This is a genomic window from Shewanella olleyana, assembly GCF_023283825.1.
GTDB classification, from domain to species: Bacteria; Pseudomonadota; Gammaproteobacteria; order Enterobacterales; family Shewanellaceae; genus Shewanella; species Shewanella olleyana.
The window spans coordinates 102,678-126,532 of the sequence record NZ_JAKILD010000009.1 but is presented as its reverse complement, the minus strand read 5'-3'; the positions used below and the strand labels follow the sequence as shown (position 1 = coordinate 126,532).

The following is a 23,855-nucleotide window of genomic DNA, read 5'->3' as shown; positions in this document are numbered from 1 at the left end:
CCAATATTAACTTAACAGGGTGGAAAGGGAGAAGCAGTTTCTATTACTCGCTAAGTTACTGCATAAAAATTAAGCGTTTTATTGGTTTTTGTTAGACTTTAATGAGTATAGCGAACAAAACAAATTTGAAGAGAATTAACTGCAAGAACAAGTTGGATGTGTAACCTAGAAACATTAACGTTGATGTTATTTGGGTTTATTTATACAAGAAAAGGACGTGGGAAGCGGGTGATTGTTGGTTGTGGAAATGGAACTCCGCTGTAGATTCAATCATTATACTCGGCGCATACAAACAAAAAGAGTTAGCTTTCTTCGTCAAACTTATCATTGATCAATTTACACACAGCATCTAATGCTTGCTGAGCATCAGGGCCTTGTGCTTCTACGGTAATCACTTTTCCAATACCGCTTTCTAGCATTAACAAACCTAAAACGCTGGCAGCGCTTGCCTGTTTTTCACCTTGGATAAGCGTAATGCTTGCTTCGAATTCAGTGGCTAGAATAGCAAGTTTGGTCGCTGCGCGGGCGTGAAGACCAAGTTTGTTACTGATGGTGATATCTTTAGAAAAGCTCAAAGGCTGGCTCACTTATCAAGCTCTCTATGACGGGCACTGACTTGATGTTTGCTGTTATTGAAGCGTTTGGTCAGTTGATCGGCGATATACACTGAACGATGCTGGCCACCTGTACAACCAATAGCGATGGTTAAGTAGCTGCGGTTGTTGCGTTCAAGGTGAGGCATCCAAGTTTCAAATAGGTTTTCAATTTGCCAAATGAACTTATTAACTAAAGGTTGTCTGCCTAAAAAGTCTTGAACTGGCTTATCAAGCCCTGTTAAAGGTCTTAATTCCATTTCCCAATGCGGGTTTGGTAAAAAGCGCACGTCGAACATGAAGTCAGCTTCTGCGGGCATACCATGTTTGAAGCCAAAAGATTCAAAGTGGATCACTAGTTCTTTATCGACACTGCCCATTAATATTTGTCTAACTTGATCGCTCAAGTCGTAAATAGTTAATTGAGAGGTATCGATATAGTGATCGACCATTTTAGCTATTGGTTCGAGTAATCGACCTTCAAGCTGAATGGCTTCTTGCAGTGAGATTTGATTTTTAGACAGCGGATGTAACCGGCGGGTTTCACTGTAGCGTTTAAGCAAAACTTGATCATTGGAGTTTAGGAATAAACTAATGATGGTCGTATCGTCAGATAGTAAGGCGATTTGCTCTTGAAGCACTTTGCCTTGCTCTTCGATATTACGAACGTCGACACTGATGGCGACAAGCTCGTTATTACCTTTGAGCTGTTCAAGTAAACTACCAATAAGAGGCAGAGGAAGGTTATCAACACAATAATAACCTAAATCTTCGAGTACCCTTAGTGCAATGGATTTACCTGAGCCTGATCGTCCTGATACGATGACAAGTTTCATGCAGTAATAACCTGATAAAGTTCTGTAGCGTCATGACTCTTTCGAAGTCGCTTAAGGATTAATTTATCGCTCAGTTTTTCAGCCATACTCGACAGCGTACTTAAATGCTGTTGGCATTGATCTGAAGGAACAAGCAGCGCAAATAAAATATCCACGGGTTTCTTGTCGATAGCATCAAACTCAATGCCTTCTTCACACTTGATCAAAATTGCTATCGGTTCTTCGATATCAGTTAATCGACCATGCGGAATTGCAATGCCATTTCCTATACCTGTACTACCCATTTTCTCACGGGCTATTAAACTTTCAAAAATAGCCTGTGATGACAAGGTTGGGTATTGGGCAGCCATTAAATTGCTGATGAGTTCCAATACCTTTTTTTTACTGCCCGGCGTGGCGCAGGTCGTGCACGCCGGTTGCAGAATTGTGCGAAGTTCCATCGTTAGTGCTTAGTTAACTTCTCTTTGTGTTTAATTACCTGACGATCTAATTTGTCTATCAGGGCGTCAATTGCGACATACATATCTGCGTTCTGTGATATGGCAAAAACTTCACCTCCTTTGAGGTGTAATTTTGCTTCAGCAATTTGTTGCAGCTTCTGAACATTGAGCACAACATGAACATTATTGATCTGTTCGAAGTGTCGTTCAAGCTTTGAAAACTTAGTTTGTACGTACTCTCGTAAAGATTGAGTAATTTCTACATGGTGCCCAGTCAAGTTAATTTGCATATATCATCCTCCAATAACAAAGGCTTACAAGCTTTTGCGTTGGTTTGAGGGAGGGATGAGCATTGCTTCACGATATTTGGCGATTGTACGCCGAGCAACATTAATCCCTTGTTCTGCCAATAGCGTCGCCATTTTACTATCGCTAAGTGGCTTTTGCTGGTTTTCTGCTGCAACAAGCTTTTTAATAAAGGCTCGAATTGCAGTAGAAGAACATTCTCCACCATCATCAGTACTAACATGGCTAGAGAAGAAATATTTTAGTTCAAAAAGTCCGCGAGGGGTGTGCATGTATTTTTGGGTGGTAACACGCGAAATAGTCGACTCATGCATCTCAACGGCTTCTGCAATGTCATTAAGTACCATTGGTTTCATGGCTTCTTCACCAAACTCAAAGAAACCTTGCTGGAATTGCACAATGCAATTAGCCACTTTTAATAAGGTTTCGTTGCGGCTTTCAATACTTTTTATAAACCATTTGGCTTCTTGTAAATGGCCGCGAATAAACTGGCTGTCTGACTGATTTGCAGAACCTTTCGCCATAGCTGCATATTGCTGATTAACACCAATTTTAGGCATGTTATCTGGATTTAATTCAACGACCCAACGACCACTCTTTTTAAACACTGTCACATCAGGAATGACATATTCATCTTTAATTGGCGTAATTTGTAAGCCCGGACGCGGGTTAAGCGTTTGAATAAATTGAATAGCTTCGCGTAAATCATCTTCTTTAAGCTTGGTTTTACGCATTAATAATCTAAAGTCGCGGCCAGCAATTAAATCAAGGTGTTCACCGATGAGCAATTTTACATTGTCGATGCAAGGGATCTCATCAGGGTATTGCCCGAGTTGGATCATTAAGCATTCACTTAAATCTCTTGCTGCAACGCCTACAGGATCAAAATGCTGAACTCGTTTGAGTACGGCTTCAACTTCGTCGAGCTCAATATCTTCAAGACCTAAAGCTTGTAAAATATCTTCGGTGGTTTGAGTTAAATAACCACGTTCATCTACTGCATCGATAATGGCAGTTGCGATGACCAAATCATTTTCTGAAAATGGGGTAAGGTTTTTTTGCCACTCAAGATGTTCATATAGGCCTTCGGTGGTTTCACCTTGAAAGGGCATATCGTCATCACGAGCAACTGCGCCAGAGCCTGAGCTAGGAGAGGCGGTATAAACTTCATCCCATGTGGTGTCCATAGGAAGATCTTCAGGCATTGACTCTTTGGTCAATGATTCTGTGGTATCCACCGTTGAGGTGTCTTTTTCAACGGTAACTTGGCTGTTGTCACTAAAATCAGTATCGGTTTGCTGGGCGTTCTCTTTTACAGGTTCTTTTGCTTTAGCAAACTCATCTTCGAGCTCAAGGAGTGGATTTGAGTCTAGTGCTTGTTGAATTTCTTGCTGGAGCTCCAATGAGGAAAGTTGCAATAAGCGAATGGCTTGTTGCAACTGAGGGGTCATTGTCAGGTGTTGACCCATTTTAAGTTGGAGTGAGGCTTTCATTTACCGCTTATCCCTAATTGAATTTCATCATCGCGACTAACAATTTTGTGGGTCTAGCACCTTTTTAAACTGCTTCTAGGCTTAAGCTGAACCTTGGCTTAAGTTGAGTCTAGAACATAGCGCTAAAAAGTGGGACTGATACTGGTCGCGAAATGCCATATAGTGCACTAAAGAATGCTAACTATAGCTTGAATTGCTCACCTAAGTATACTGACCTGACTTGCTGATTGTCTAAGATTTCAGCAGGCGTGCCTTCAGCGATTAAATCGCCGTGACTGACAATATACGCATGCTCACATACATCAAGTGTTTCACGAACATTGTGGTCAGTAATTAACACGCCTAAACCACGACTTTTTAATTGTTGAATAATTTTCTTGATATCTATCACGGAGATAGGATCTACCCCAGCAAAAGGTTCATCGAGTAAAATGAACTTAGGGTTGGCGGCTAATGCTCTGGCGATTTCGACACGTCGACGTTCACCACCTGACAAAGCCATACCTTGGCTATCGCGGATATGAGTAATATTGAACTCTTCTAATAAGTGCTCTAGCTCTTCTATACGTTGTTCAGTCGTTAAGCTTTTACGGGTTTGTAAAACGGCCATGATGTTATCGTGGACGGTCAGCTTACGAAAAATACTGGCTTCTTGAGGTAAATATCCAATGCCTTTGCGAGCCCGTAAATGCATTGGATCTGCTGTAAGATCGTCTGAATCAATTAAAATACGGCCTTTATCACTTTTCACTAGCCCAACAACCATGTAAAACGTGGTGGTTTTACCTGCACCATTAGGACCCAAAAGCCCAACGATTTGACCTGTTTTAACTGTCAAACTTACGTTTTTAACGACTTGGCGGCTTTTGTAGCTCTTCGCCAAGTTTTCTGCAGTTAAGGTAATTTGCGTCATTATTGAGTTTGCTCTAGCGCTGGTGTGATAGGTAATGCATCAGTAGCAGGGATATTTTTATTTAATACAGGCTCTTCAATTGCAGGCATATCAGCTTGCGCATCAATCACTGCATCTTTAACCGTTTCAGCTTCACCATTGGCTGAAGTGGCTTGATCTTGTATTTGGTTTTCTGACTCTTCTAGTTCGACCGCAGGCTCATTAGGCTCGACTAGAACATCTTCAATTTGAGTTGAGTTATCTTTAGAGTCATTTAAACCTGAGTGGTTTTCAGGTTGAAAAATAGTAATAACACGATCTTGACCATTACCAGTGCTTTCTGCAATAAGCTGTTGTTTATCAATGTTGTAGCTAATTAAGTTGCCTGTAACTTGGCTACCCGCTTGATCAAGTTTAGCGTTACCTTTTAAGGTTAAAATACTGGTGGCAAGTTCATATCTAATTTCATTGGCACTCGCTGTACCAATACGGCCATCGTCCAATTCTTGAGAAAAAGTGGCAGGGCTACCAGTAGCAACCATGGTTTTTTGGCTTCCGGACTCTTCACTAAATGCACGTAATTGGTCGGCATTTATATTGATTGTACCTTGGGTGACATTTACTGGCCCAAAGAAAATAACTTGGTTGTTTTTAATGTCTGCTTTTTGGCTTACAGCGGCGACTTTAAGCTCTTGTTGTAAATCGCCTTCTTTAGCGCTAACGCTAGTCATTCCAATTAGGCTTATTCCAACTAGACTCATCTTTGCAAGATGATGTAGTGAGTCAGTAAGGTTGTTACTTTGCTTCATACGTTCCTTCTACTTGACTTAAAAGCTCTAATTCTTCGGCATTTAAATCAGCATAAAGGCCTAAGCCTTGTATATTAAAATCTTGACCAGTCACATAAATTTGTCGATCAGATGTCATGATCATGGTGTTCAAATCCAGTGCTAGCATAGTAGTTGTCAAAGATTGTACTGGTTCATTGATGTTTATTGCATCAATAATAACATTATTTTGCAGCACGACTTTGCCAGTCTCTTTATTAAGCTTGCCTAAATCAGCAGTTAATTGCCACTCAGCTTCACCATTTTCTGGATACACCAAATAAACTGGTTCAGTGAATAAGGTTTCATTGGTTTGCTGAAAGTGCTCCATATGTTTTGCTGAAACACGGCTTTGTACTAAACCTTGGGCATTAAATTCGGTGCTACGTAAATCGTTGGCAATAAACTCTGGGCGCGCAGGATCAGGAAGCTTGGTTGCTTCTATCTGGCTGCGTTTGACTTGCACTTGCCAGTACAAAACTAATGCAGCACCAAAAAACGCTAAAATGGCGAGTGTGGTGCGGCTCATATACTCATTCCGTGGGCCGATTCAAACTTGTCTTGGCTAACTAATAGTAAATCAGTTAATTCTCTTAATGCACCATTACCGCCATTGATACTGGTAATCATTTGGCAATGGCGCTTTACAAATGGGTGACCGTCGGCAACACAAACCGCTAACCCTACCTCTTTCATAACGGGTAAATCGACCATATCATCACCAATGTAAGCAACTTCATCAGCAGTGACATTATAAATGCTCAATAAGTCTTTAAATGGTGTAAGTTTATCGTCTACGCCCTGATAAATATGACTTACGCCTAAGGCGGTCATGCGGTTTTCTACAATGGCTGACTTACGCCCTGTGATCACGGCAACATTAATGCCACTGGTTAATATTGAACGTACGCCATAACCATCACGGGTATGAAATGCTTTAAGCTCTTCACCTGCATTACTTAAGTAGATGCGGCCATCAGAAAATACGCCGTCGACATCACAGATAAGGAGTTTAATTTTTTTAGCTCGTTGCCATACATCATCACTAACTGGGCCGTATAAACCTTGATGAACTTGTGCTTCTGACATATTAAATAACTCCTGCTTTGACCATGTCTAGCATATTAAATAACTCCTGCTTTGACCATGTCTAGCATATTAAGTGCGCCAACAGGTTGTTGGTTACCATCAACAACAATTAAGCCGTTAATGCTTTTCTCATCCATAATTTGTAGCGCTTGTGCTGCTAAAATATCGGCACTAATTGTTATACAGTTAGGCGACATGACATCAGCAATAGCTGTAGTACGAAGATTTTTTTCTGCATCAATAACTCGGCGTAAATCGCCATCTGTAAAGATACCGACGAGTTTGCCACTGTCATCAGTGACAGCGGTCATACCTAAACCTTTATTAGAGATTTCGTATAACGACTCGGTAATACAAACCTTGCTATTAACTTGTGGGACATCATTGCCTTGATGCATAACATCTGACACTTTTAACAATAATTTACGGCCTAAAGAGCCGCCAGGGTGCGATAGTGCAAAGTCATCACGGGTGAACCCTTTGGCTTGAAGCAATGCTACCGCTAATGCATCACCCATCACCAGTGTCGCAGTGGTACTTGATGTAGGTGCCAATCCTAATGGGCAAGCTTCTTCAGGTACTTCAATACAAAGGTGCAGTTTAGATAAGCGCGCCATATTGGATTCAGGTTTGCCTGTTATGGCAATCACGGGTACGCCCATGCGCTGAATCACAGGTAGTAAGGTGAGGATTTCACTGGATTCGCCAGAGTTTGAAATGGCGAGAATAATATCGTTTTTATCCAATGCGCCTAAGTCACCATGGCTTGCTTCACCAGGGTGAACAAAAAACGCAGGTGTTCCTGTGCTTGCAAGAGTGGCAGAAATCTTATTGCCGATATGGCCTGATTTCCCCATACCCATGACAATCACTTTACCTTTACATTGCAAAATAAGTTCACAAGCTTGTCCAAATGCATCGGAGTCAACGTATTGATATAGATTATCTAAAGCTGACTTTTCAATATCAATGACTTGACGGCCCCATTGACGCAATTGTTTCTGATCTATCATAGCTCTCTCACTCTGTTCCAAAGCTAATTAAATAATAGCTTTGGTGAGGTAAAAGTCTTTATGCCCCGTTATTGAGATTGAAATAAGACAATCTGGTACGCAATAAAGACGACTAATAAAATGGCGCCATGCCAGCGAGTAAGCTGCTTTTTAGCGCCACTGGATAATACTAAAACAACTAGTGCAGTACTGGTACCAAGCACCATGTAAAAATCACGGCTACTTGCTTGGGCATCTATTTCACCAGGGGCTATCAGCCCTGGGATCGCCAACACCGCTAAAATATTAAATAAGTTCGACCCGACAATGTTACCAATGGCGAGGTCATCTTCTTTTTTAAGTACCCCTGCAATACAAGCTGCGAGCTCTGGTAAGCTTGTTCCAACAGCAATGATAGTTAAACCAATGACTAAATCCGACAGTCCAAATGTCTTGGCAATGCCGACAGCGCCAGTCACCATCCAGTCAGCTGAAAGCGGTAACAGTATCATGCCTACAATTATCCAGATAATAGCATGTAATGTGGGTACATTTTTAGGGATCTCTGCATCAGATTCGTCAGATAATGGATCAATTTGTTTATTTCTCATGGCTTGCCATATAAAGAAGCCCATTAATCCCAAAAAGGCGACCAATAAAATGCCGCCATCAACGCGGGTGAGCATGCCATCATGGATCAAATAACCTGCTAGCACTGTAGCGGCTAACATTAACGGTATTTCACGTTTTAAGGTCTGTGAACTGACTGAAATCGCCCCGAGTAAGGCAGTTATACCTAATATTAAAGTGATATTGGCAACGTTAGAGCCTAGGACATTACCGACAGCGGTATCACTCATGCCTTCCATCGATGCGGTGGCTGCGACAAACATTTCTGGTGCAGAACTGCCCATTGCCACAATCGTTAAACCAATCAACATTGGCGGTAGACCTAGGTTTCGAGCGAAAGCGGCCGCGCCATATACGAAGCGGTCGGCGCTCCAAACTAAAACGCCTAAGCCAGCGATTAGCATCAAAATATTAAAAACCATGTTGTTCCAAAAAATGTGTTGATAGCGATATTTGTGCAGAATTTTAACAAAAATATGAGCTGATGCGATAATTGTTGTGAATTGTAACTCATGGTGATTGATTTGTTGTAGGTTCTTACACAATTTCGTACAATTCAGTTCTACATCTTACGGGCCAGGAAGGCTATTATTTCCTCTATGTCAGATTCAAGTTTAGTAAACATAACACCAGCTTTGGTTGAAATTCGTCATATGAAATTCAGTCGTGGTTCACGCGTCATTTTTGATGATATTTGTCTAAATATTCCCAAAGGTAAAGTGACAGCAATTATGGGCCCTAGTGGGATAGGCAAAACCACCTTGTTAAAGCTCATTGGTGGTCAACTTACTCCAGATAGCGGTGAAGTGTTATTTAGCGGTCAAAATGTGCATCAACTTAAGCGCCAGCAATTATTTGAGCTGCGTAAACGCATGAGCATGTTATTTCAAAGTGGTGCATTATTCACTGATATGAATGTGTTTGATAATGTCGCATTTGCACTACGTGAACATTCTGGCTTACCTGAAAGCATTATCCGTAAAGTGGTGATGATGAAGCTACAAGCGGTTGGCTTACGAGGCGCCGCGTTAATGAACCCCAATGAGTTATCTGGTGGGATGCAGCGCCGTGCGGCACTTGCCCGTGCCATCGCCCTTGAACCTGAAATGATCCTCTATGACGAACCTTTTGCAGGCCAAGACCCTATTTCTATGGGCATGCTGGTGAAATTAATTGGTGAGCTTTCAAGTACGTTAAATTTAACCTCTGTGGTGGTTTCACATGATGTTGATGCGGTGCTGAGTATCGCTGACTATGTTTACGTGATTGCAGAAAAGAAAGTCATTGCATCAGGAACGCCTGATGAGCTTCAAGCATCAAAAAACCCGCAAATTGAACAATTTATTAATGGTAGACCTGATGGGCCGGTTCCATTTCATTTTCCTGCAGAAGATTACCAACAGGAGATGTTAAGTGGGCGTAATTAATCAGATTACCAATTTAGGCCGTACTGCATTAGACGTTGTCGCAGGATTAGGCCGCGCAGGGTTAATGCTTTGGGGCGCTATTATCAATGTGCCCAACTTTGTAAAAGGCTTGCCGTTACTGATTAAACAAATGTATGTGCTTGGTGTTCGCTCCATGGTCATCATTGTGGTATCAGGACTGTTTATCGGCATGGTACTGGCGCTGCAAGGCTATACGGTATTAGCAGATTTTGGCACAGTTGAAAGTTTAGGCCCAATGGTTGCGCTAAGTTTATTACGTGAACTTGGCCCTGTAGTGACGGCATTGTTGTTTGCAGGTCGTGCGGGCTCAGCATTGACTGCTGAAATCGGTTTAATGAAATCGACAGAGCAGCTGTCTAGTTTAGAGATGATGGCGATTGATCCGTTAAGACAAGTTATTGCGCCGCGCTTTTGGGCGGGGGTGATCAGCGTCCCTTTGTTGACCATGATGTTCTGTCTTGTGGGTATTTTAGGTGGTCATCTGGTAGGCGTTGAATGGAAAGGCATTGATAGCGGTTCTTTTTGGTCAATCCTGCAGTCTTCAATTGAATGGCGCCAAGATATTGTGAACTGTTTAATTAAGAGCACTATATTTGGCATAGTGGTGACTTGGATTGCCTTGTATCGTGGCTATGAGGTGACGCCTAATCCTGAAGGAATAAGTAAGGCAACGACATCGACAGTTGTTCAAGCAAGTTTAGCGGTACTCGCACTCGACTTTTTGCTCACAGCAATCATGTTTGGTCAGTAATTTTTTGCATTCATTAATTTAAGTGGTTGAAGCATATGTTGACAAGGAAAGTAGAATTATTGGTAGGACTCTTTTTGCTAACAGGGTTGTTGGCATTCTGTGTGCTGGTGTTTAACGTTGCCAATGTAGAACTTAAATCGAACCAAGAGACTTATACTTTAAAGGCCGAGTTTAACAATATCGGTGGGTTAAAAGTGCGCTCGCCGGTTAAAGTCGGTGGTGTTGTGGTAGGCCGAGTATCTAACATTACGCTTGATATGAAAAAGCTAGTGCCAGTCGTCACGTTGACGATGGATAAACAATATGATCAATTCCCTGAAACCAGTAGTTTATCTATTTTAACCTCAGGACTATTAGGTGAGCAATTTTTAGGGTTAACCCCAGGTTTTATGGACGATGATATTGCGATGCTAGCTGATGGCGATAGGGTACATGACACTCGTTCTGCGCTTATTTTAGAAGATTTGATTGGACAGTTACTTTATAGCGTATCTTCAAAGGATTAATAGGAGAGACATATGAGCAAGTTATTACAACCGTTTATGCAAACCTTAATTTTTGTTGCTGCAAGTATATTTACTTTTTCTACAGTGGCAGCAGAAGAGATTGATACTCATGATCCTTTCAAATTAGTTCAGCAAGTTTCCAATAAAACCTTTGACCGTTTTGACACAGATAAAGCTCTGATTGATGCCGATTTAGGCCATTTGAAAGTCATTGTTCGTGAAGAACTCATGCCCTACGTTGACTATAAATATGCAGCCTACAAGGTTATGGGGCAATACTTACGTGATACGACTCCAGAGCAACGTGAACGTTTTGTTGAAGCTTTTGAGGGGTACTTAGTCGCAACGTATGCTCAAGCTTTTACTGAGTACACCAATCAAAAAGTCCAATTTTCACCCGCGACTGACTTTACTGATGAGAAGTTTGTTGATGTCAATGTGCAAATTATTGAAGACGGTCGCCCACCGATTAAGGTGATATTTAAAGCAAGACGTTTAAAAGATGATAGCTGGAAGGCATTTGATTTGGTGGCTGAAGGGGTCAGTTTATTAGCGTCAAAACAGTCTGAAGTTTCTAACTTAATTCGTCAGAAAGGGGTGGATTCGGTGATTGAAATGCTTAAAGAGCGCACGGACCAAGAAATCAATTACAAACAGGATAAGGAAAATGCTGCGTGATTGAGTTTTTACAAAAAGCTGACATTTGTGAAATTAAAGGGCAACTAAGGCAAGCAGAGGTCATAGATTTATGGCCTAAGAGACAACAGTTGTTTACTGACAGCACTCAAGTGTTAGACTTGTCTGCTTTAGAGTATGCCGACAGCGCAGGCGTCGCATTTTTACTTGAGCTAATATGTTTAGGTAATTGCAGTAAAAGCAACACTCAGCCAAGGATATTGGTAAATCCGAGTGAACATCTAAAAAGACTCATTGAGTTATATGATTTAGAATCCTTTTTTCTAGAAAACTAGCATTGAATTTAAGGTAGCAAATTCCATGGATTGCAAAGTAATCGAGCAAATTTTATTAGACGCATTAACTATAGACGAAGTACACGTCACTTCTGATGGCAGTCATTATAAGGTCGTTGCCGTAGGCGAATGTTTTGACGGTATGAGCAAAGTCAAGCAACAACAAACGATTTACGCACCATTGAATGAGCACATTGCTAGTGGTGAGTTGCACGCGCTGACGATCAAAACTTTTACGCCGACTCAGTGGAAGCGTGAAAAACTATTTAATATGTAATTCAGAGAGTAAGTGTGGATAAATTAACAATTCAAGCCAGTCAGCCGCTTGCTGGAAATGTCACCATTTCGGGTGCCAAAAATGCCGCTTTGCCGATTCTATTTGCAGGTGTGCTTGCTGAGACTGACTTTGTCGTGTCTAACGTTCCGAGCCTTCGTGACGTCAATACCACGTGTAAGCTATTACGTTGTTTGGGCGCTGAAGTCACCGAGTTAGGCGATAGCAAATATTGCATTTCGACTCAAAACTTAAATGAGTTTTGTGCGCCTTATGACTTAGTTAAAACCATGCGTGCCTCTATTTTAATCTTAGGCCCGTTATTAGCTCGATTCGGCACTGCAGATGTTTCATTACCTGGCGGTTGTGCTATTGGCGCACGTCCAGTGAACCTTCACTTACAAGGCTTAGAGCAAATGGGCGCTAAGATTGAAGTGAAAGAAGGTTACATCAAAGCTCGAGTCGATGGTCGCCTTAAAGGCGCTCATATCTTTATGGATATGGTCAGCGTTGGTGCGACTGAAAACCTACTGATGGCTGCAACACTTGCTGATGGCGTCACCATTATTGAAAATGCGGCGCGTGAACCTGAAATTAATGACTTAGCGCATTGCTTAATTGCGATGGGCGCTAAAATTTCAGGCGTTGGTACTGCAACCTTGCACATTGAAGGTGTGGAACGTTTATCGGGTTGTGAACACCGAGTGATGCCAGACAGAATCGAAACTGGTTCATTTTTAGTTGCAGCAGCAGTGACTCGCGGAAGTATTCGTTGTGTTGATGCAGACCCTTCTTCACTTGAAGCTGTCTTAGCTAAGCTTGAAGATGCAGGGGCGAAAATCACTACGGGTGATGACTGGATAGAACTTGATATGCAGGGCAAACGTCCAACAGCTGTCAATATTAAAACAGCACCTTATCCTGCTTTCCCAACCGATATGCAAGCCCAGTTCTGTGTGCTAAATGCGCTAGCTGAGGGGACGAGTCATGTCACTGAAACGATTTTCGAAAATCGTTTTATGCATGTACCTGAACTAAGCCGTATGGGCGCAGATATGGAGCTTGAGGGTAACACTTGCATCATTAAGGGCATTGAGCGTATGAATGGTGCACAAGTCATGGCGACCGATCTTCGAGCTTCTGCAAGCTTAGTCATCGCAGGCTTAATGGCTGATGGGATCACAACTGTAGATCGTATATATCATTTAGACCGCGGTTATGAACATATCGAAGATAAGTTTGCTGGCTTAGGCGGTAAAGTGGTTCGTGTGAGTTAAGCTGTTTGAAGAATATTAAAAAAACCGCTCCTATGAGCGGTTTTTTTATGTCTGAATTAAGATAAAAGGGAGCAAACATGCTTAGTATGTTAGCTATTTTCAGCTAGCTTCTCACCAATAACAACCGGCAGCTCAATTGGTTTACCTTCACGAATGATAGTAATGCTGACTTTATTGCCTGGTGGTGTTTCTGCGATTCTGTCCATTAACATTTCAACGCCGGGGACACTCTCATCTGCATATTGAATGATAACATCACGAGGGCGAAGTGTTGCTTTAGCTGCAGGGCCACTTGGGTCAACACCTGTTACTAGTACGCCTTTAAGATCGGGTAAGTTTAAGATCTGCGCCATAACAGGACTAAGTGGCTCACCAGAAATACCCAAGGCTCCACGTATAACACGTCCATTTGTAATCAATTTCCCCATAATGCTATGGGCAAGTTTAATGGGAATGGCGAAGTTAATGCCATGTCCACCACCTTCGGCGCCGATTTGGAATGCCGCAGTATTGATGCCTATTAGCTCACCACTAGTATCAATTAATGCGCCACCTGAATTACCGGCATTAATCGCAGCATCGGTTTGCAAGAAGTCGAGGTAGCCAGAACTTAAGCCATTGCGGCCTGTTGCACTGATGATCCCTTGGGTGATAGTTTGACCTAAGTTGTATGGGTTACCAATCGCCAAGACAACATCGCCGACTTGAGCTGGATTGTTGAGGTTAATGGGAACAATAGGCACGTTATCGCCAACTATTTCAATTTTAAGTACAGCTAAATCGGTGATTTGATCAGAGCCGACAACTTCGGAAGTAAACTTTCTACCATCTTGCAGTGCAACGACAATTTCATCAGCTTTTTTTATGACATGATAATTCGTCAAAATATAGCCTTCTTTACTCATTATAACGCCAGAACCAAGGCCTTGTAGTGAGCTTGAATTGAGTGGACTATTTTGATCTAAACTTAGACTGTAAATATTAACAACAGCAGGGGCTGCTCGACGAACTGCACTGGCAAATGACAATTCATTACTATGATGGGCAACAGTTAAACCATTGTTGAAGCTATTATTATTGGTAATAGAATTAACGAATAAGAATGCCGCAGCCATGACCAAACCAAATACCACAGCCTTGCTTAAATACAGAATAGTGTTTTTGAAATTCATTGGTCGGCTATTTTAGAAAAGTTAATAAAATATATTATCACGATTAAAAAAATTAAGCATCGAGATGAGAAATCACGATGCTTAATTTCAGTTTGAATATTTGAGTGTTATTAAGCTGTTATCTCAATACTAGATACATCAGCTTGTTATCACGCAATATCTTTAACGCCACAGCGCCTTTAGGGTTCTTTAATTCATCTCTAAGTTTATTCAAGTTATTTACCTTGCTGCGGTTTAAACCGACAATGAGATCGCCTTTTTCAAGACCATTTCTGGCAGCAGGTGAACCTTGGGCAACGTCAGTGATTTCGATACCTTTACGAGTATTGTTTAGCTGAGCTCCTTCCAGCATTGGATGTAGAGCATCATCACCCGCGCCGCTACTTGAGGTGGACTCGCCTAGCACGACATCAGTGGTTTCTTTATCACCATCTCGAATGAATCCAATTTCAACTTTAGCGCCAGCGCCCATAGTGGCCACTTTGGCTCTAAGCTCTTGGAAGTTTTTAATCTTCTTACCATTAACACTGACAATAATATCGCCAGCCTCTAATCCAGCCTTATCTGCGGCGCTGTCTGGCATGACTTCACTAATAAAGCCGCCGTGTTGCGTCTCTAACCCAAACGCTTTTGCCAGTTCATTGTCTAAATCACGTCCTGTAACACCAAGTACACCGCGTTTGACTTCGCCATGCTCAATAATCTGGTTAATCAGGTTATTAACCATGTTGGCTGGAATCGCAAAACCAATCCCAACGTTACCGCCACTTGGGGCAACGATTGCAGTATTGATGCCTATTAGTTCACCATTTAAGTTCACCAGTGCACCGCCAGAGTTACCACTATTAATCGCTGCATCGGTTTGAATAAAGTTTTCCAACATTTCAATGCCAAGGCCGCTGCGACCAAGTGCACTAACAATTCCCGAAGTTACGGTTTGTCCAAGGCCAAATGGATTACCAATGGCGACAGCAAAGTCACCGACACGAATATCATCAGAGTTAGTCTGTTTAATTGCCGTTAAGTTTTTAGCTTCAATTTGCAGTAATGCAATATCTGATTCAGGATCGGAGCCAATCAATTTGGCTTCGATTTCACGGCCGTCATGTAATCCAATTTTAATTTCATCAGCGCCATTAATCACATGGTTATTAGTGACGATGTAACCTTCTTTTGCATCAATGATTACGCCAGAGCCTAACCCTCTAAATGGACGTTCTTGCACTTGTTCTCGGGGAACGTTGGGACCAAAAAAGTATTTAAATACATCTGGAATTTGTTGTTTTGAAGTTTGAGTGCCACTAACCGCAACCGAAACGACTGCGGGTGTTGTTCTTTCAAGCATGGGCGCAAGACTTGGTAATGCTTGCCCCTCTACGGCATGGGGAATAGCTGCTTGAGATAAAGCCGGCATTAAAGAAAGTGAGGCTGATAAAATAGCTGCTGAGAGTAAAGTTAATTTTGGTTTCATTAATTCTTGCTCCTTGAAAATTAAATCATGTCTCTGGCAATACGCTTGAACGGCCGCCTTAGATGAGATTAATCAGTTAAACATACACTAAATATATAACCTCGGAGTCGATGAAGTTTCAATTAGTTCAGCGTTTATTAACAAAGGTTAATTTTTTGTGGCTATAAGCGTTACCTCTATTGTAGCTGCATGCTATGATTGCTTCGAATTTTCAGCAGCATAAGAGAGTCGTATTCGTGTCGCAGTTAAGCCCTTGGCAGCATTATCAACAAGATTTAACCCGTGATGGTTTCGCTCACGATTTGGCACAAGAGCAAGCAGTCAAATCACTGCAACGCGTTTATGAAGAAGTCATCGCAGCCGATACTCAACCTTCTGGCTTTAGCAAACTCCTTGGTGCGATTGGTGTGAAACAATCCACTGCTTCTGTACAAGGGTTGTATTTATGGGGCGGAGTAGGGCGAGGTAAGACCTATCTCATGGATACCTTTTATGATGCGCTGCCAACGGACAAAAAGCTACGTGCTCACTTTCATCGTTTTATGCATCAATTGCATCATGACCTAGGTGAAATGGAAGGGGTTCAAGATCCTCTGATTAGCATTGCAAAGAAAATGGCGCAGCAATACAAGATTATTTGTTTTGATGAATTTTTTGTCTCTGACATTACTGATGCCATGTTACTGGGTACTTTGTTTCAATATTTATTTAAAGAAGGTGTGGCACTAGTCGCGACCTCCAACATTATTCCAGATGACTTATATAAGAACGGCTTACAACGCGCCCGTTTTTTGCCTGCGATTAAATTAATCAATGAACACTGTGAAATCTTAAATGTCGACTCAGGCATTGATTACCGTCTACGCACACTTGAGCAAGCTGAGATATACCACTATCCGTTAGATGAACAAGCGGATGCTAACTTAATCACTTATTTTGGTCAGTTAGCACCAGAGTCAGAAGTGTTAACTGGCGCTATTGAAATTGAAGGACGTGAAATCGGCATTCGTCAGCAGTCTCAAGGGGTTTTATTAGCGAACTTTAGAGACTTGTGTGACGGACCTCGTTCGCAGCGTGATTATATGGAAGTGGCTAGGTTATATCACACCGTATTAGTTAGCGGGCTTGAGCAAATGGGGTCTTCTACTACAGGTGATGATATTGCGAGACGCTTTCTGGCAATGGTTGATGAATTTTATGAGCGTAATGTAAAACTGATTATTTCAGCAGAAGTCTCATTAGAAGATATTTATACCGACGGTTTACTGAGTTTTGAATTTAGACGTTGTCGCTCAAGGCTAATAGAAATGCAATCTCACGATTACCTCACGTTAGAGCATCTTCCCTAGTCAATAATCGATGAGAAGATTACAAAGAGCTACATATATACCCAAACAACTTGAAGATACGTGTTTCAGAGCTTCACCGTGTATTCAATACTAGGCGCGTTAATGCGGTAATGTAGGTACCTTATAAATTAGCGCAACAACGTAGTGGGAACACGGTGAAACTCCCTGAGGGCAAGTTTTACACGCGTTTATGCTGCGTTATTGATTTTGAAAAGGGAATAACCATTACCCGCAATCAATGCCTTGCCTAAACGCGTGTAAATTCTTGCTGAAATCGAGCATCTTCAGGTTGTTTGGGTATATAGAGGCGTCTAATTTGAAGGTGATAAATCGGTTCAACAATTGAACATGATGTTTGAGTCACTCGCACCTTTATTAAGCTTATAAACAGTAATAAATTGAGAAATCACCCACAGAGGTGATTTTTTTATATTTATGAAAAAATTAGGTGATTTTTAACTCAGCTTTGTCTATAATCCGCCACCTGCCCTCGTTACTCCACCGATTTGGGTGGACGATTTAAACCAATTTCAGCTCGAAGGGGCTTTGAAATGGTCATTGTGTTGATTGCATGTGCAGTCAGCATTGAGACAGAATTTTAAACATTGGGTTTTTGTAAAATGAAGACTACATTTACTGCTACACCAGAAACAGTCACACGTGACTGGTTCGTCGTTGATGCTGAAGGTAAAACTTTAGGTCGTATCGCTACTGAAATTGCTACTCGTTTACGCGGTAAGCACAAGCCAGAGTATACTCCTCATGTTGACACTGGTGACTACATCATCGTTATTAACGCTGATAAAGTTACAGTGACTGGTAACAAAGCTAAAGGCAAAGTTTACTACTCACATTCAGGTTTCATCGGTGGTATTAAGCAGATTACTTTTGAAAAGCTGCAAGATCATAAGCCTGAAATGATTATCGAGAAAGCAGTTAAGGGTATGTTACCAAAAGGTCCTTTGGGCCGTGCTATGTTCCGTAAACTTAAAGTTTACGCTGGCACTGAACATAACCATGCTGCACAACAACCTCAAGTTCTTGATATCTAATACGGGAGTAAGCTAATGTCTGCAACTCAGTACTACGGCACTGGCCGTCGTAAAACATCAACTGCTCGCGTATTCGCTAAAGCAGGTAGTGGTCAAATCGTTGTTAACCAACGTCCACTTGATGTATATTTTGGTCGTGAAACTGCTCGTATGGTTGTTCGTCAACCACTAGAGCTAGTTGAAATGACTGACAAACTTGACATATATGTAACTGTTAAAGGCGGTGGAACCACTGGCCAAGCAGGTGCAATTCGTCACGGTATTACTCGTGCATTGCTTCAGTTAGACGAAGCTCTACGTCCTTCTTTACGTGGCGCTGGTTTCGTTACCCGTGATGCTCGTAAAGTTGAGCGTAAGAAAGTTGGTCTACGTAAAGCACGTCGTAAGCCACAATTCTCAAAACGTTAATTCGTTTTCAGAGTTCAAAAAACCCAGCTATATGCTGGGTTTTTTATTGCCTTTTTGAACTGAAATACGGCTATGATATAAAGTGATAATGATGTTGCTTTTGTTGTGTGTCGTTATTTTCTGTTGTTGGGATAATATAAAATTGTGGATTGAATGATGGATTTTCAACTATTGATGTTTGCGATTGGTTTGGTTTTGGTTTTAGAAGGCGTTGGTCCCTTGTTATTTCCTGAGCAGTGGAAAAAATATTTAGCCGAGATTTCTGTACAAAAAAAGAATGTTCTCAGGAGGTTAGGTGGTTCTCTGGTCTCTGCTGGCATAGTACTATTAATAATTTTCGCATAAAATACTTGCAATACACCCCCAAAAATCTGTTAAAATTCGCCTTTATACCGCAACCTTGCAGCAGACGATGGGCAAAAACGTAGTAGTACTCGGCACTCAATGGGGTGACGAAGGAAAAGGTAAGATTGTCGACCTTTTAACAGAACAGGCAAAATATGTAGTTCGTTATCAAGGCGGCCACAATGCTGGTCATACTCTTGTTATCGACGGCGATAAAACAGTACTTCATTTGATTCCATCAGGGATCTTACGCGACAATGTGAAATGCATTATCGGTAATGGTGTAGTGCTAGCTCCTGACGCTTTGATGAAAGAGATCAACATGCTTAAAGAGCGTGGTGTTCCTGTCGAAGAACGTCTTCTTATTTCAGAAGCATGTCCTCTAATTCTACCTTTCCATTGTGCTCTTGATGTAGCTCGCGAAAAAGCGCGCGGTAATCAAGCTATCGGTACAACGGGTCGTGGTATTGGTCCAGCTTATGAAGATAAAATTTCTCGTCGTGGTCTTCGTGTAGGTGATTTGTTCAATGCTGAACTTTTCGCTGTTAAGCTAAAAGAAGTGATGAAATATCACAACTTCATGCTTACCGAATATTATGATTGTGAAGCTGTTGATTATCAGAAAACACTCGAAGATGCATTGGCGATTGCTGATTATCTTAAGAGCATGTGTACTGATGTTACTGAATTACTTGATACTGCCCGTAAAGCGGGTGAGCCAATCTTGTTTGAAGGTGCTCAAGGTACATTACTTGATATCGACCATGGTACATATCCATATGTGACTTCATCAAATACTACAGCAGGTGGCGTAGCTACTGGTTCTGGTTTTGGTCCTCGTCACTTGGATTATGTGTTAGGTATCATGAAAGCTTACACCACTCGCGTAGGTGCAGGTCCATTCCCAACTGAACTTGAGAATGAGATTGGCGACTACTTAGGTCATAAAGGCCAAGAGTTTGGTGCTACCACTGGTCGTAAACGTCGTCCAGGTTGGTTAGATGCTGTGGCAATGCGCCGTGCAGTTCAAATCAACAGTGTAAGCGGCTTCTGTCTAACCAAACTTGATGTTCTAGATGGTCTAGAAGAAGTTAAGATTTGTGTTGGTTACCAGTACCCTGATGGGTCTGTTGAAACAGTCACTCCTCTGGCGGCTGAAGGTTACGAGCAGGTAACACCTGTTTTCGAAACTATGCCAGGTTGGAGCGAGACGACATTCGGTGCGACGTCAATTGAGCAACTGCCACAAGCAGCGCTAAATTACATCAAACGCATTGAAGAGTTACTTGAAGCTCCTGTTGATGTTATCTCAACGGGTCCTGACAGAAACGAAACAATCGTATTAGTTAATCCATTTAACTAACACAATTAAGGCCGCTAACTTAGCGGCCTTTTTATTGTGTAGTTAAACCGTTTTCAGATTGAAAATTTAAATCGAACATTCACTGCTTTCCTCCAGTTACTTTCGTCATTTTTATCCTATCTAATACATTTATTGCCACTTTCTATTGTGTTGAATAATTGTGGTTTGTGCAGTTAATACTCAAGAATTGAGCTATAATGCCGATGCATTGAGTAACTAAAGTGTCATTGAGAATCGTTATGCTGCGTTTAAGTTTATTAGTATTGTGCTTTATTCCTTATATGCTTGTTGCTGAAATGGCTTCAGTAGATATTTATAATGATGAGCAATTACTTAAATTGATCCGAACGAATCAATATTTACAGCAAGTTAAAGCGGATGATTGTCAGCTAGTGCAAGACATCGAAGCGAGAGCCGAAGTGCTAAAGCAGCCCATGTATCAATTCTTATGGGGCGAGATGCTTAATCATGGTGTTTGTGTGCCGCAGCATGCATCCAGAGGCATGAAACAATTACAAATTGCTGCAGAGCAAGGTAGCGCTGAGGCGATGCTAAAACTGGCCGAATATTACTATCACGGCAAAATGGTAGTCAAAGATAAAAACCGTGCCGTGCAGTATGTGATGCCTGCTGCTGCTAATGGCGATGTGCCAGCACGATTAATGTTAGTTCGCCTATTTGGCGAAGGTTATGGTAGTCCTGTAGATTACAAGTTAGGTTACCATTGGTTATATAACAGCGTATTTAATGATGAAGCCACACAGAAAAAAGCGACTTCATTATTGCAGAAATTAGCCGCTAAGATGCCCGCAAGTATAGTCGCGCGAGCACAGCAGCCGCAGCTGCACTAAACGCTAAGACTCCAACATTGGAGTAAATTATTTGGAAATTGAATGATCAACGATCCTCATTTTGAGAGAGAGCAAGACAAGTACGAAAACCCAATCCCTAGCCGTGAATACATCTTAGAGTATTTACGCGCTCAGAAATCACCTGTTACTAGAGAACACATTGCAGCAGCATTAAAGATGGTTGATGAAGATCATCTTGAAGCGTTAAGAAGACGTTTGCGTGCAATGGAACGTGATGGACAACTGGTTTATACCCGCGGCCATAGTTATGGCTTACCTGAAAAGATGGATTTACTTTCAGGCAGTGTGATTGGTCACCGAGACGGATTCGGATTTTTTAAATCTGATGAAGGTGGCGATGACCTATTTATTAATAACCGTGATATGCAGATGTATTTTCATGGCGATAAAGTCTTAGCGCAAAAAGCAGGCTCAGATCGTCGTGGACGTCGTGAAGCGCGTATTGTCAGATTAGTACAACAAAGAGTCGCCCCATTAGTTGGCCGCTACCATGTTGATGCTGGAATGGCTTTTGTTATTGCAGACGATAGACGTATCACCCAAGAAATTTTAATTGCTAAAGAAGATAGCAATGGCGCCCGTGCGGGCGATGTTGTGGTGGTTGAATTAACTCGCCGACCAGGCCGCTTTGTTAAAGCGGCTGCAAAAGTGACTGAAGTGCTTGGTAAAACCATGGCACCGGGAATGGAAATTGAGATTGCACTGCGCAATTACGATTTACCGCACAAATGGTCTTCAGTTATTGAGAAAAAGCTTAAACGCATTCCTGACGAAGTCCCTGAATCTGATAAGCAAGGCCGTGTTGATTTACGTCACCTGCCTTTAGTGACCATTGATGGTGAAGATGCCCGAGATTTTGATGATGCGGTTTACGCTGAAACAAAACCGAGTGGCGGCTGGCGTTTATGGGTGGCGATTGCGGATGTGAGCCATTATGTGCGAACGGATTCAGCATTAGATGAAGAAGCTCGCGCACGTGGTAACTCAGTGTATTTCCCTTCACAAGTAATCCCAATGCTGCCAGAAAAAATCTCTAATGGTTTATGTTCGCTAAATCCGCATGTTGACCGTTTATGTATGGTTGCGGAAATGACGATTTCAGCGGCGGGTAAGTTATCTGGTTATAAGTTTTATCCTGCAGTGATGCATTCACATGCAAGATTTACTTATACCCAAGTAGCAGCAATGCTTGAAGGTGGCGAAATCGCCCCTGAACACGAAAGCTTATTCCCGCATCTTCAATGTTTACAATCTTTGTACTTAACCTTGAATGAGCGCCGAGCTGAACGTGGTGCAATTGCTTTTGAAACGGTTGAAACTCAGTTCATATTCAATGAGCAACGTAAGATTGAAGCGATTGTGCCTCGTAGCCGTAACCAAGCGCATAAAATTATTGAAGAGTGCATGATTTTAGCGAACGTTGCCTCGGCTAAATTTGTTAAAAAGCACAAAGGTGAAGTGTTATACCGTGTGCATGAAGCGCCATCGGAAACCAAATTAGCTAACTTTAAAGAGTTTTTAGCAGAGCGCGGGTTATCGATGGGCGGTGGTGAGGAACCTACACCATCTGATTACCAAGATGTGATGTTAAAAATTGCCGACAGACCTGATGCTGAATTGATTCAAATCATGTTACTGCGCTCAATGAGACAAGCGGTATATAGCCCTGATGATGACGGTCACTTTGGTTTAGCATTAACTGAATACTCGCATTTCACTTCGCCTATTCGCCGCTATCCTGACTTGGTATTGCACCGTGTGATCCGCTATTTATTAGCGGCACAAGATGGCAATGTTAAAGATAAGTGGACCCCTGAAGGTGGTTATCATTACGATCTTGAAGAGTTGGATAAGCTAGGTGAAGAGTGTTCGACAACGGAACGCCGCGCAGATGAAGCCACTCGTGATGTAGCTGACTGGCTTAAGTGTGAGTACATGCAAGACCATGTTGGTGATGATTTTGAAGCGGTTATTGCTTCTGTGACTAGCTTTGGTTTGTTTGTGAGATTAAAAGATCTTTACATCGATGGCTTAGTGCATATTTCAAGTTTAGTGAGTGATTACTATCAGTTTGACCCAATGCGTCAACGTTTGGTTGGTGAAAATACCAAGAACATCTATCAAGTCGGTGATGAAGTCAGTGTAAAAGTTGCTGCCGTTAACTTGGATGATCGTCAAATAGATCTTATCATGCTCGGCGATCACGGTAAGAGCCGTAAAAAGTCGAATCGTAAACCGTTAACTGCACGTGAAAGGGCTAACCTTGAAGGCGCCAAAGCAGGCTCAAGTAAAGCAGGTTCGAATCAGTCGGGTTCAAGCAGTGATAGTAAAGATGAAAAAGCCGGAACTAAGCGTGGCTCAAGTAGCACGAAAAAACCGCGCTCTAAATCCAGTGCTAAGAAAAAGAGCACAGGTAAGGCATCTAAAAAACCTGTAAAAAGCTCAGCGGCTACAGCTGCGAAAAAACCATCTAAAGCAAAGCGTAAGAGAAAATAAGT

Annotated in this window: 26 protein-coding genes and 1 pseudogene; 14 read left to right on the top strand and 13 right to left on the bottom strand. The window is 41.9% G+C overall.

Annotated features, from left to right (window positions below; genetic code table 11):
* Positions 1-302: 302 nt before the first annotated feature.
* From L2735_RS08530 to L2735_RS08480, 11 genes and pseudogenes are all read right to left on the bottom strand, one after another.
* The gene (locus L2735_RS08530; RefSeq protein WP_248984323.1) at positions 303-575 is read right to left on the bottom strand and encodes an HPr family phosphocarrier protein; all 273 of its coding nucleotides are present in this window, start codon (positions 573-575) and stop codon (positions 303-305) included.
* Between the two features lie 8 nt (positions 576-583).
* A complete protein-coding gene (gene rapZ, locus L2735_RS08525) occupies positions 584-1,429 on the bottom strand; it encodes an RNase adapter RapZ (RefSeq protein WP_248984285.1) in 846 nt (281 codons plus the stop codon).
* Positions 1,426-1,869 carry a PTS IIA-like nitrogen regulatory protein PtsN gene (gene ptsN, locus L2735_RS08520; protein WP_153915576.1) on the bottom strand — a complete coding sequence of 148 codons (444 nt, stop codon included), beginning with the start codon at positions 1,867-1,869 and terminating at the stop codon, positions 1,426-1,428. Before ptsN ends, rapZ begins: the two co-directional genes overlap by 4 nt.
* Positions 1,870-1,871: 2 nt before the next feature.
* On the bottom strand, positions 1,872-2,159 hold the full coding sequence (hpf, locus tag L2735_RS08515; protein WP_153915577.1) for a ribosome hibernation promoting factor: 288 nt from the start codon (positions 2,157-2,159) through the stop codon (positions 1,872-1,874).
* A 24-nt stretch (positions 2,160-2,183) separates the two neighbouring features.
* Positions 2,184-3,668, bottom strand: coding sequence for an RNA polymerase factor sigma-54 (locus tag L2735_RS08510; RefSeq protein WP_248984284.1), 1,485 nt, complete (start codon positions 3,666-3,668; stop codon positions 2,184-2,186).
* Positions 3,669-3,849: 181 nt separating this feature from the next.
* Positions 3,850-4,581, bottom strand: coding sequence for an LPS export ABC transporter ATP-binding protein (gene lptB / locus L2735_RS08505; RefSeq protein ID WP_248984283.1), 732 nt, complete (start codon positions 4,579-4,581; stop codon positions 3,850-3,852).
* A gap of 233 nt (positions 4,582-4,814) precedes the next feature.
* Positions 4,815-5,321: pseudogene (gene lptA, locus L2735_RS08500) on the bottom strand (lipopolysaccharide transport periplasmic protein LptA); the annotation flags it as partial.
* A gap of 34 nt (positions 5,322-5,355) precedes the next feature.
* A complete protein-coding gene (gene lptC, locus L2735_RS08495; protein WP_248984282.1) occupies positions 5,356-5,916 on the bottom strand; it encodes an LPS export ABC transporter periplasmic protein LptC in 561 nt (186 codons plus the stop codon).
* Positions 5,913-6,476 (bottom strand): 3-deoxy-manno-octulosonate-8-phosphatase KdsC, encoded by a 564-nt coding sequence (kdsC, locus tag L2735_RS08490; RefSeq protein ID WP_248984281.1) that lies wholly within the window; start codon positions 6,474-6,476, stop codon positions 5,913-5,915. Before kdsC ends, lptC begins: the two co-directional genes overlap by 4 nt.
* Before the next feature lie 35 nt (positions 6,477-6,511).
* A complete protein-coding gene (locus L2735_RS08485) occupies positions 6,512-7,489 on the bottom strand; it encodes a KpsF/GutQ family sugar-phosphate isomerase (protein WP_248984280.1) in 978 nt (325 codons plus the stop codon).
* 68 nt (positions 7,490-7,557) lie between these two features.
* Positions 7,558-8,520 (bottom strand): calcium/sodium antiporter, encoded by a 963-nt coding sequence (locus L2735_RS08480; RefSeq protein ID WP_248984279.1) that lies wholly within the window; start codon positions 8,518-8,520, stop codon positions 7,558-7,560.
* Between the two features lie 177 nt (positions 8,521-8,697).
* Here L2735_RS08480 and mlaF point away from each other — a divergent pair, with 177 nt between their 5' ends.
* Genes mlaF through murA form a run of 7 tightly spaced genes read left to right on the top strand, consistent with a single transcriptional unit; the run spans position 8,698 to position 13,325 of the window.
* On the top strand, positions 8,698-9,525 hold the full coding sequence (mlaF, locus tag L2735_RS08475) for a phospholipid ABC transporter ATP-binding protein MlaF (protein WP_248984278.1): 828 nt from the start codon (positions 8,698-8,700) through the stop codon (positions 9,523-9,525).
* The gene (gene mlaE, locus L2735_RS08470) at positions 9,512-10,297 is read left to right on the top strand and encodes a lipid asymmetry maintenance ABC transporter permease subunit MlaE (RefSeq protein ID WP_248984277.1); all 786 of its coding nucleotides are present in this window, start codon (positions 9,512-9,514) and stop codon (positions 10,295-10,297) included. Before mlaF ends, mlaE begins: the two co-directional genes overlap by 14 nt.
* 35 nt (positions 10,298-10,332) lie before the next feature.
* Complete coding sequence (gene mlaD / locus L2735_RS08465) at positions 10,333-10,803, top strand: outer membrane lipid asymmetry maintenance protein MlaD (protein ID WP_248984276.1); 471 nt, start codon at positions 10,333-10,335, stop codon at positions 10,801-10,803.
* A gap of 12 nt (positions 10,804-10,815) precedes the next feature.
* Positions 10,816-11,481 carry an MlaC/ttg2D family ABC transporter substrate-binding protein gene (locus tag L2735_RS08460; RefSeq protein ID WP_248984275.1) on the top strand — a complete coding sequence of 222 codons (666 nt, stop codon included), beginning with the start codon at positions 10,816-10,818 and terminating at the stop codon, positions 11,479-11,481.
* Positions 11,478-11,774: an STAS domain-containing protein gene (locus L2735_RS08455; RefSeq protein ID WP_248984274.1), complete on the top strand. Its 297-nt coding sequence runs from the start codon at positions 11,478-11,480 to the stop codon at positions 11,772-11,774. The genes L2735_RS08460 and L2735_RS08455 overlap by 4 nt, the downstream gene beginning before the upstream one ends.
* Before the next feature lie 25 nt (positions 11,775-11,799).
* Complete coding sequence (locus L2735_RS08450; RefSeq protein ID WP_248984273.1) at positions 11,800-12,051, top strand: BolA family protein; 252 nt, start codon at positions 11,800-11,802, stop codon at positions 12,049-12,051.
* A gap of 14 nt (positions 12,052-12,065) precedes the next feature.
* Positions 12,066-13,325: a UDP-N-acetylglucosamine 1-carboxyvinyltransferase gene (gene murA, locus L2735_RS08445; RefSeq protein ID WP_248984272.1), complete on the top strand. Its 1,260-nt coding sequence runs from the start codon at positions 12,066-12,068 to the stop codon at positions 13,323-13,325.
* An 89-nt stretch (positions 13,326-13,414) separates the two neighbouring features.
* Here murA and degS read toward each other — a convergent pair whose 3' ends face one another.
* Positions 13,415-14,497, bottom strand: coding sequence for an outer membrane-stress sensor serine endopeptidase DegS (gene degS / locus L2735_RS08440; protein ID WP_248984271.1), 1,083 nt, complete (start codon positions 14,495-14,497; stop codon positions 13,415-13,417).
* A 118-nt stretch (positions 14,498-14,615) separates the two neighbouring features.
* Complete coding sequence (locus L2735_RS08435) at positions 14,616-15,968, bottom strand: DegQ family serine endoprotease (RefSeq protein WP_248984270.1); 1,353 nt, start codon at positions 15,966-15,968, stop codon at positions 14,616-14,618.
* Between the two features lie 236 nt (positions 15,969-16,204).
* Here L2735_RS08435 and zapE point away from each other — a divergent pair, with 236 nt between their 5' ends.
* The 7 genes from zapE to rnr all read left to right on the top strand — a co-directional run bounded on the left by zapE (position 16,205) and on the right by rnr (position 23,853).
* A complete protein-coding gene (gene zapE, locus L2735_RS08430; RefSeq protein WP_248984269.1) occupies positions 16,205-17,317 on the top strand; it encodes a cell division protein ZapE in 1,113 nt (370 codons plus the stop codon).
* Positions 17,318-17,937: 620 nt separating this feature from the next.
* Entirely contained in the window at positions 17,938-18,369 is a 432-nt protein-coding gene (rplM, locus tag L2735_RS08425) for a 50S ribosomal protein L13 (protein WP_020910899.1), read from the top strand.
* A gap of 15 nt (positions 18,370-18,384) precedes the next feature.
* Positions 18,385-18,777 carry a 30S ribosomal protein S9 gene (rpsI, locus tag L2735_RS08420; RefSeq protein ID WP_102528011.1) on the top strand — a complete coding sequence of 131 codons (393 nt, stop codon included), beginning with the start codon at positions 18,385-18,387 and terminating at the stop codon, positions 18,775-18,777.
* 156 nt (positions 18,778-18,933) lie between these two features.
* On the top strand, positions 18,934-19,122 hold the full coding sequence (locus tag L2735_RS08415; RefSeq protein WP_248984268.1) for a DUF2065 domain-containing protein: 189 nt from the start codon (positions 18,934-18,936) through the stop codon (positions 19,120-19,122).
* A 67-nt stretch (positions 19,123-19,189) separates the two neighbouring features.
* Positions 19,190-20,485, top strand: a complete 1,296-nt coding sequence (locus L2735_RS08410; RefSeq protein ID WP_248984267.1) for an adenylosuccinate synthase — start codon at positions 19,190-19,192, stop codon at positions 20,483-20,485.
* A 239-nt stretch (positions 20,486-20,724) separates the two neighbouring features.
* Positions 20,725-21,336: a tetratricopeptide repeat protein gene (locus L2735_RS08405; RefSeq protein WP_248984266.1), complete on the top strand. Its 612-nt coding sequence runs from the start codon at positions 20,725-20,727 to the stop codon at positions 21,334-21,336.
* Positions 21,337-21,378: 42 nt separating this feature from the next.
* Positions 21,379-23,853 (top strand): ribonuclease R, encoded by a 2,475-nt coding sequence (rnr, locus tag L2735_RS08400; RefSeq protein ID WP_248984265.1) that lies wholly within the window; start codon positions 21,379-21,381, stop codon positions 23,851-23,853.
* The last annotated feature ends 2 nt before the right edge of the window (positions 23,854-23,855 follow it).

Coding starts and splice junctions, on each gene's coding strand:
- kdsC (WP_248984281.1), bottom strand. CDS start 6,476: ATGTCAGAAGCACAAGTTCATCAAGGTTTATACGGCCCAGTTAGTGAT.
- rnr (WP_248984265.1), top strand. CDS start 21,379: ATGATCAACGATCCTCATTTTGAGAGAGAGCAAGACAAGTACGAAAAC.
- degS (WP_248984271.1), bottom strand. CDS start 14,497: ATGAATTTCAAAAACACTATTCTGTATTTAAGCAAGGCTGTGGTATTT.
- rplM (WP_020910899.1), top strand. CDS start 17,938: ATGAAGACTACATTTACTGCTACACCAGAAACAGTCACACGTGACTGG.
- L2735_RS08405 (WP_248984266.1), top strand. CDS start 20,725: ATGCTGCGTTTAAGTTTATTAGTATTGTGCTTTATTCCTTATATGCTT.
- L2735_RS08415 (WP_248984268.1), top strand. CDS start 18,934: ATGGATTTTCAACTATTGATGTTTGCGATTGGTTTGGTTTTGGTTTTA.
- ptsN (WP_153915576.1), bottom strand. CDS start 1,869: ATGGAACTTCGCACAATTCTGCAACCGGCGTGCACGACCTGCGCCACG.
- L2735_RS08460 (WP_248984275.1), top strand. CDS start 10,816: ATGAGCAAGTTATTACAACCGTTTATGCAAACCTTAATTTTTGTTGCT.
- mlaF (WP_248984278.1), top strand. CDS start 8,698: ATGTCAGATTCAAGTTTAGTAAACATAACACCAGCTTTGGTTGAAATT.
- L2735_RS08450 (WP_248984273.1), top strand. CDS start 11,800: ATGGATTGCAAAGTAATCGAGCAAATTTTATTAGACGCATTAACTATA.
- L2735_RS08410 (WP_248984267.1), top strand. CDS start 19,190: ATGGGCAAAAACGTAGTAGTACTCGGCACTCAATGGGGTGACGAAGGA.
- L2735_RS08435 (WP_248984270.1), bottom strand. CDS start 15,968: ATGAAACCAAAATTAACTTTACTCTCAGCAGCTATTTTATCAGCCTCA.
- L2735_RS08510 (WP_248984284.1), bottom strand. CDS start 3,668: ATGAAAGCCTCACTCCAACTTAAAATGGGTCAACACCTGACAATGACC.
- rpsI (WP_102528011.1), top strand. CDS start 18,385: ATGTCTGCAACTCAGTACTACGGCACTGGCCGTCGTAAAACATCAACT.
- lptC (WP_248984282.1), bottom strand. CDS start 5,916: ATGAGCCGCACCACACTCGCCATTTTAGCGTTTTTTGGTGCTGCATTA.
- L2735_RS08480 (WP_248984279.1), bottom strand. CDS start 8,520: ATGGTTTTTAATATTTTGATGCTAATCGCTGGCTTAGGCGTTTTAGTT.
- L2735_RS08485 (WP_248984280.1), bottom strand. CDS start 7,489: ATGATAGATCAGAAACAATTGCGTCAATGGGGCCGTCAAGTCATTGAT.
- hpf (WP_153915577.1), bottom strand. CDS start 2,159: ATGCAAATTAACTTGACTGGGCACCATGTAGAAATTACTCAATCTTTA.
- lptB (WP_248984283.1), bottom strand. CDS start 4,581: ATGACGCAAATTACCTTAACTGCAGAAAACTTGGCGAAGAGCTACAAA.
- rapZ (WP_248984285.1), bottom strand. CDS start 1,429: ATGAAACTTGTCATCGTATCAGGACGATCAGGCTCAGGTAAATCCATT.
- mlaD (WP_248984276.1), top strand. CDS start 10,333: ATGTTGACAAGGAAAGTAGAATTATTGGTAGGACTCTTTTTGCTAACA.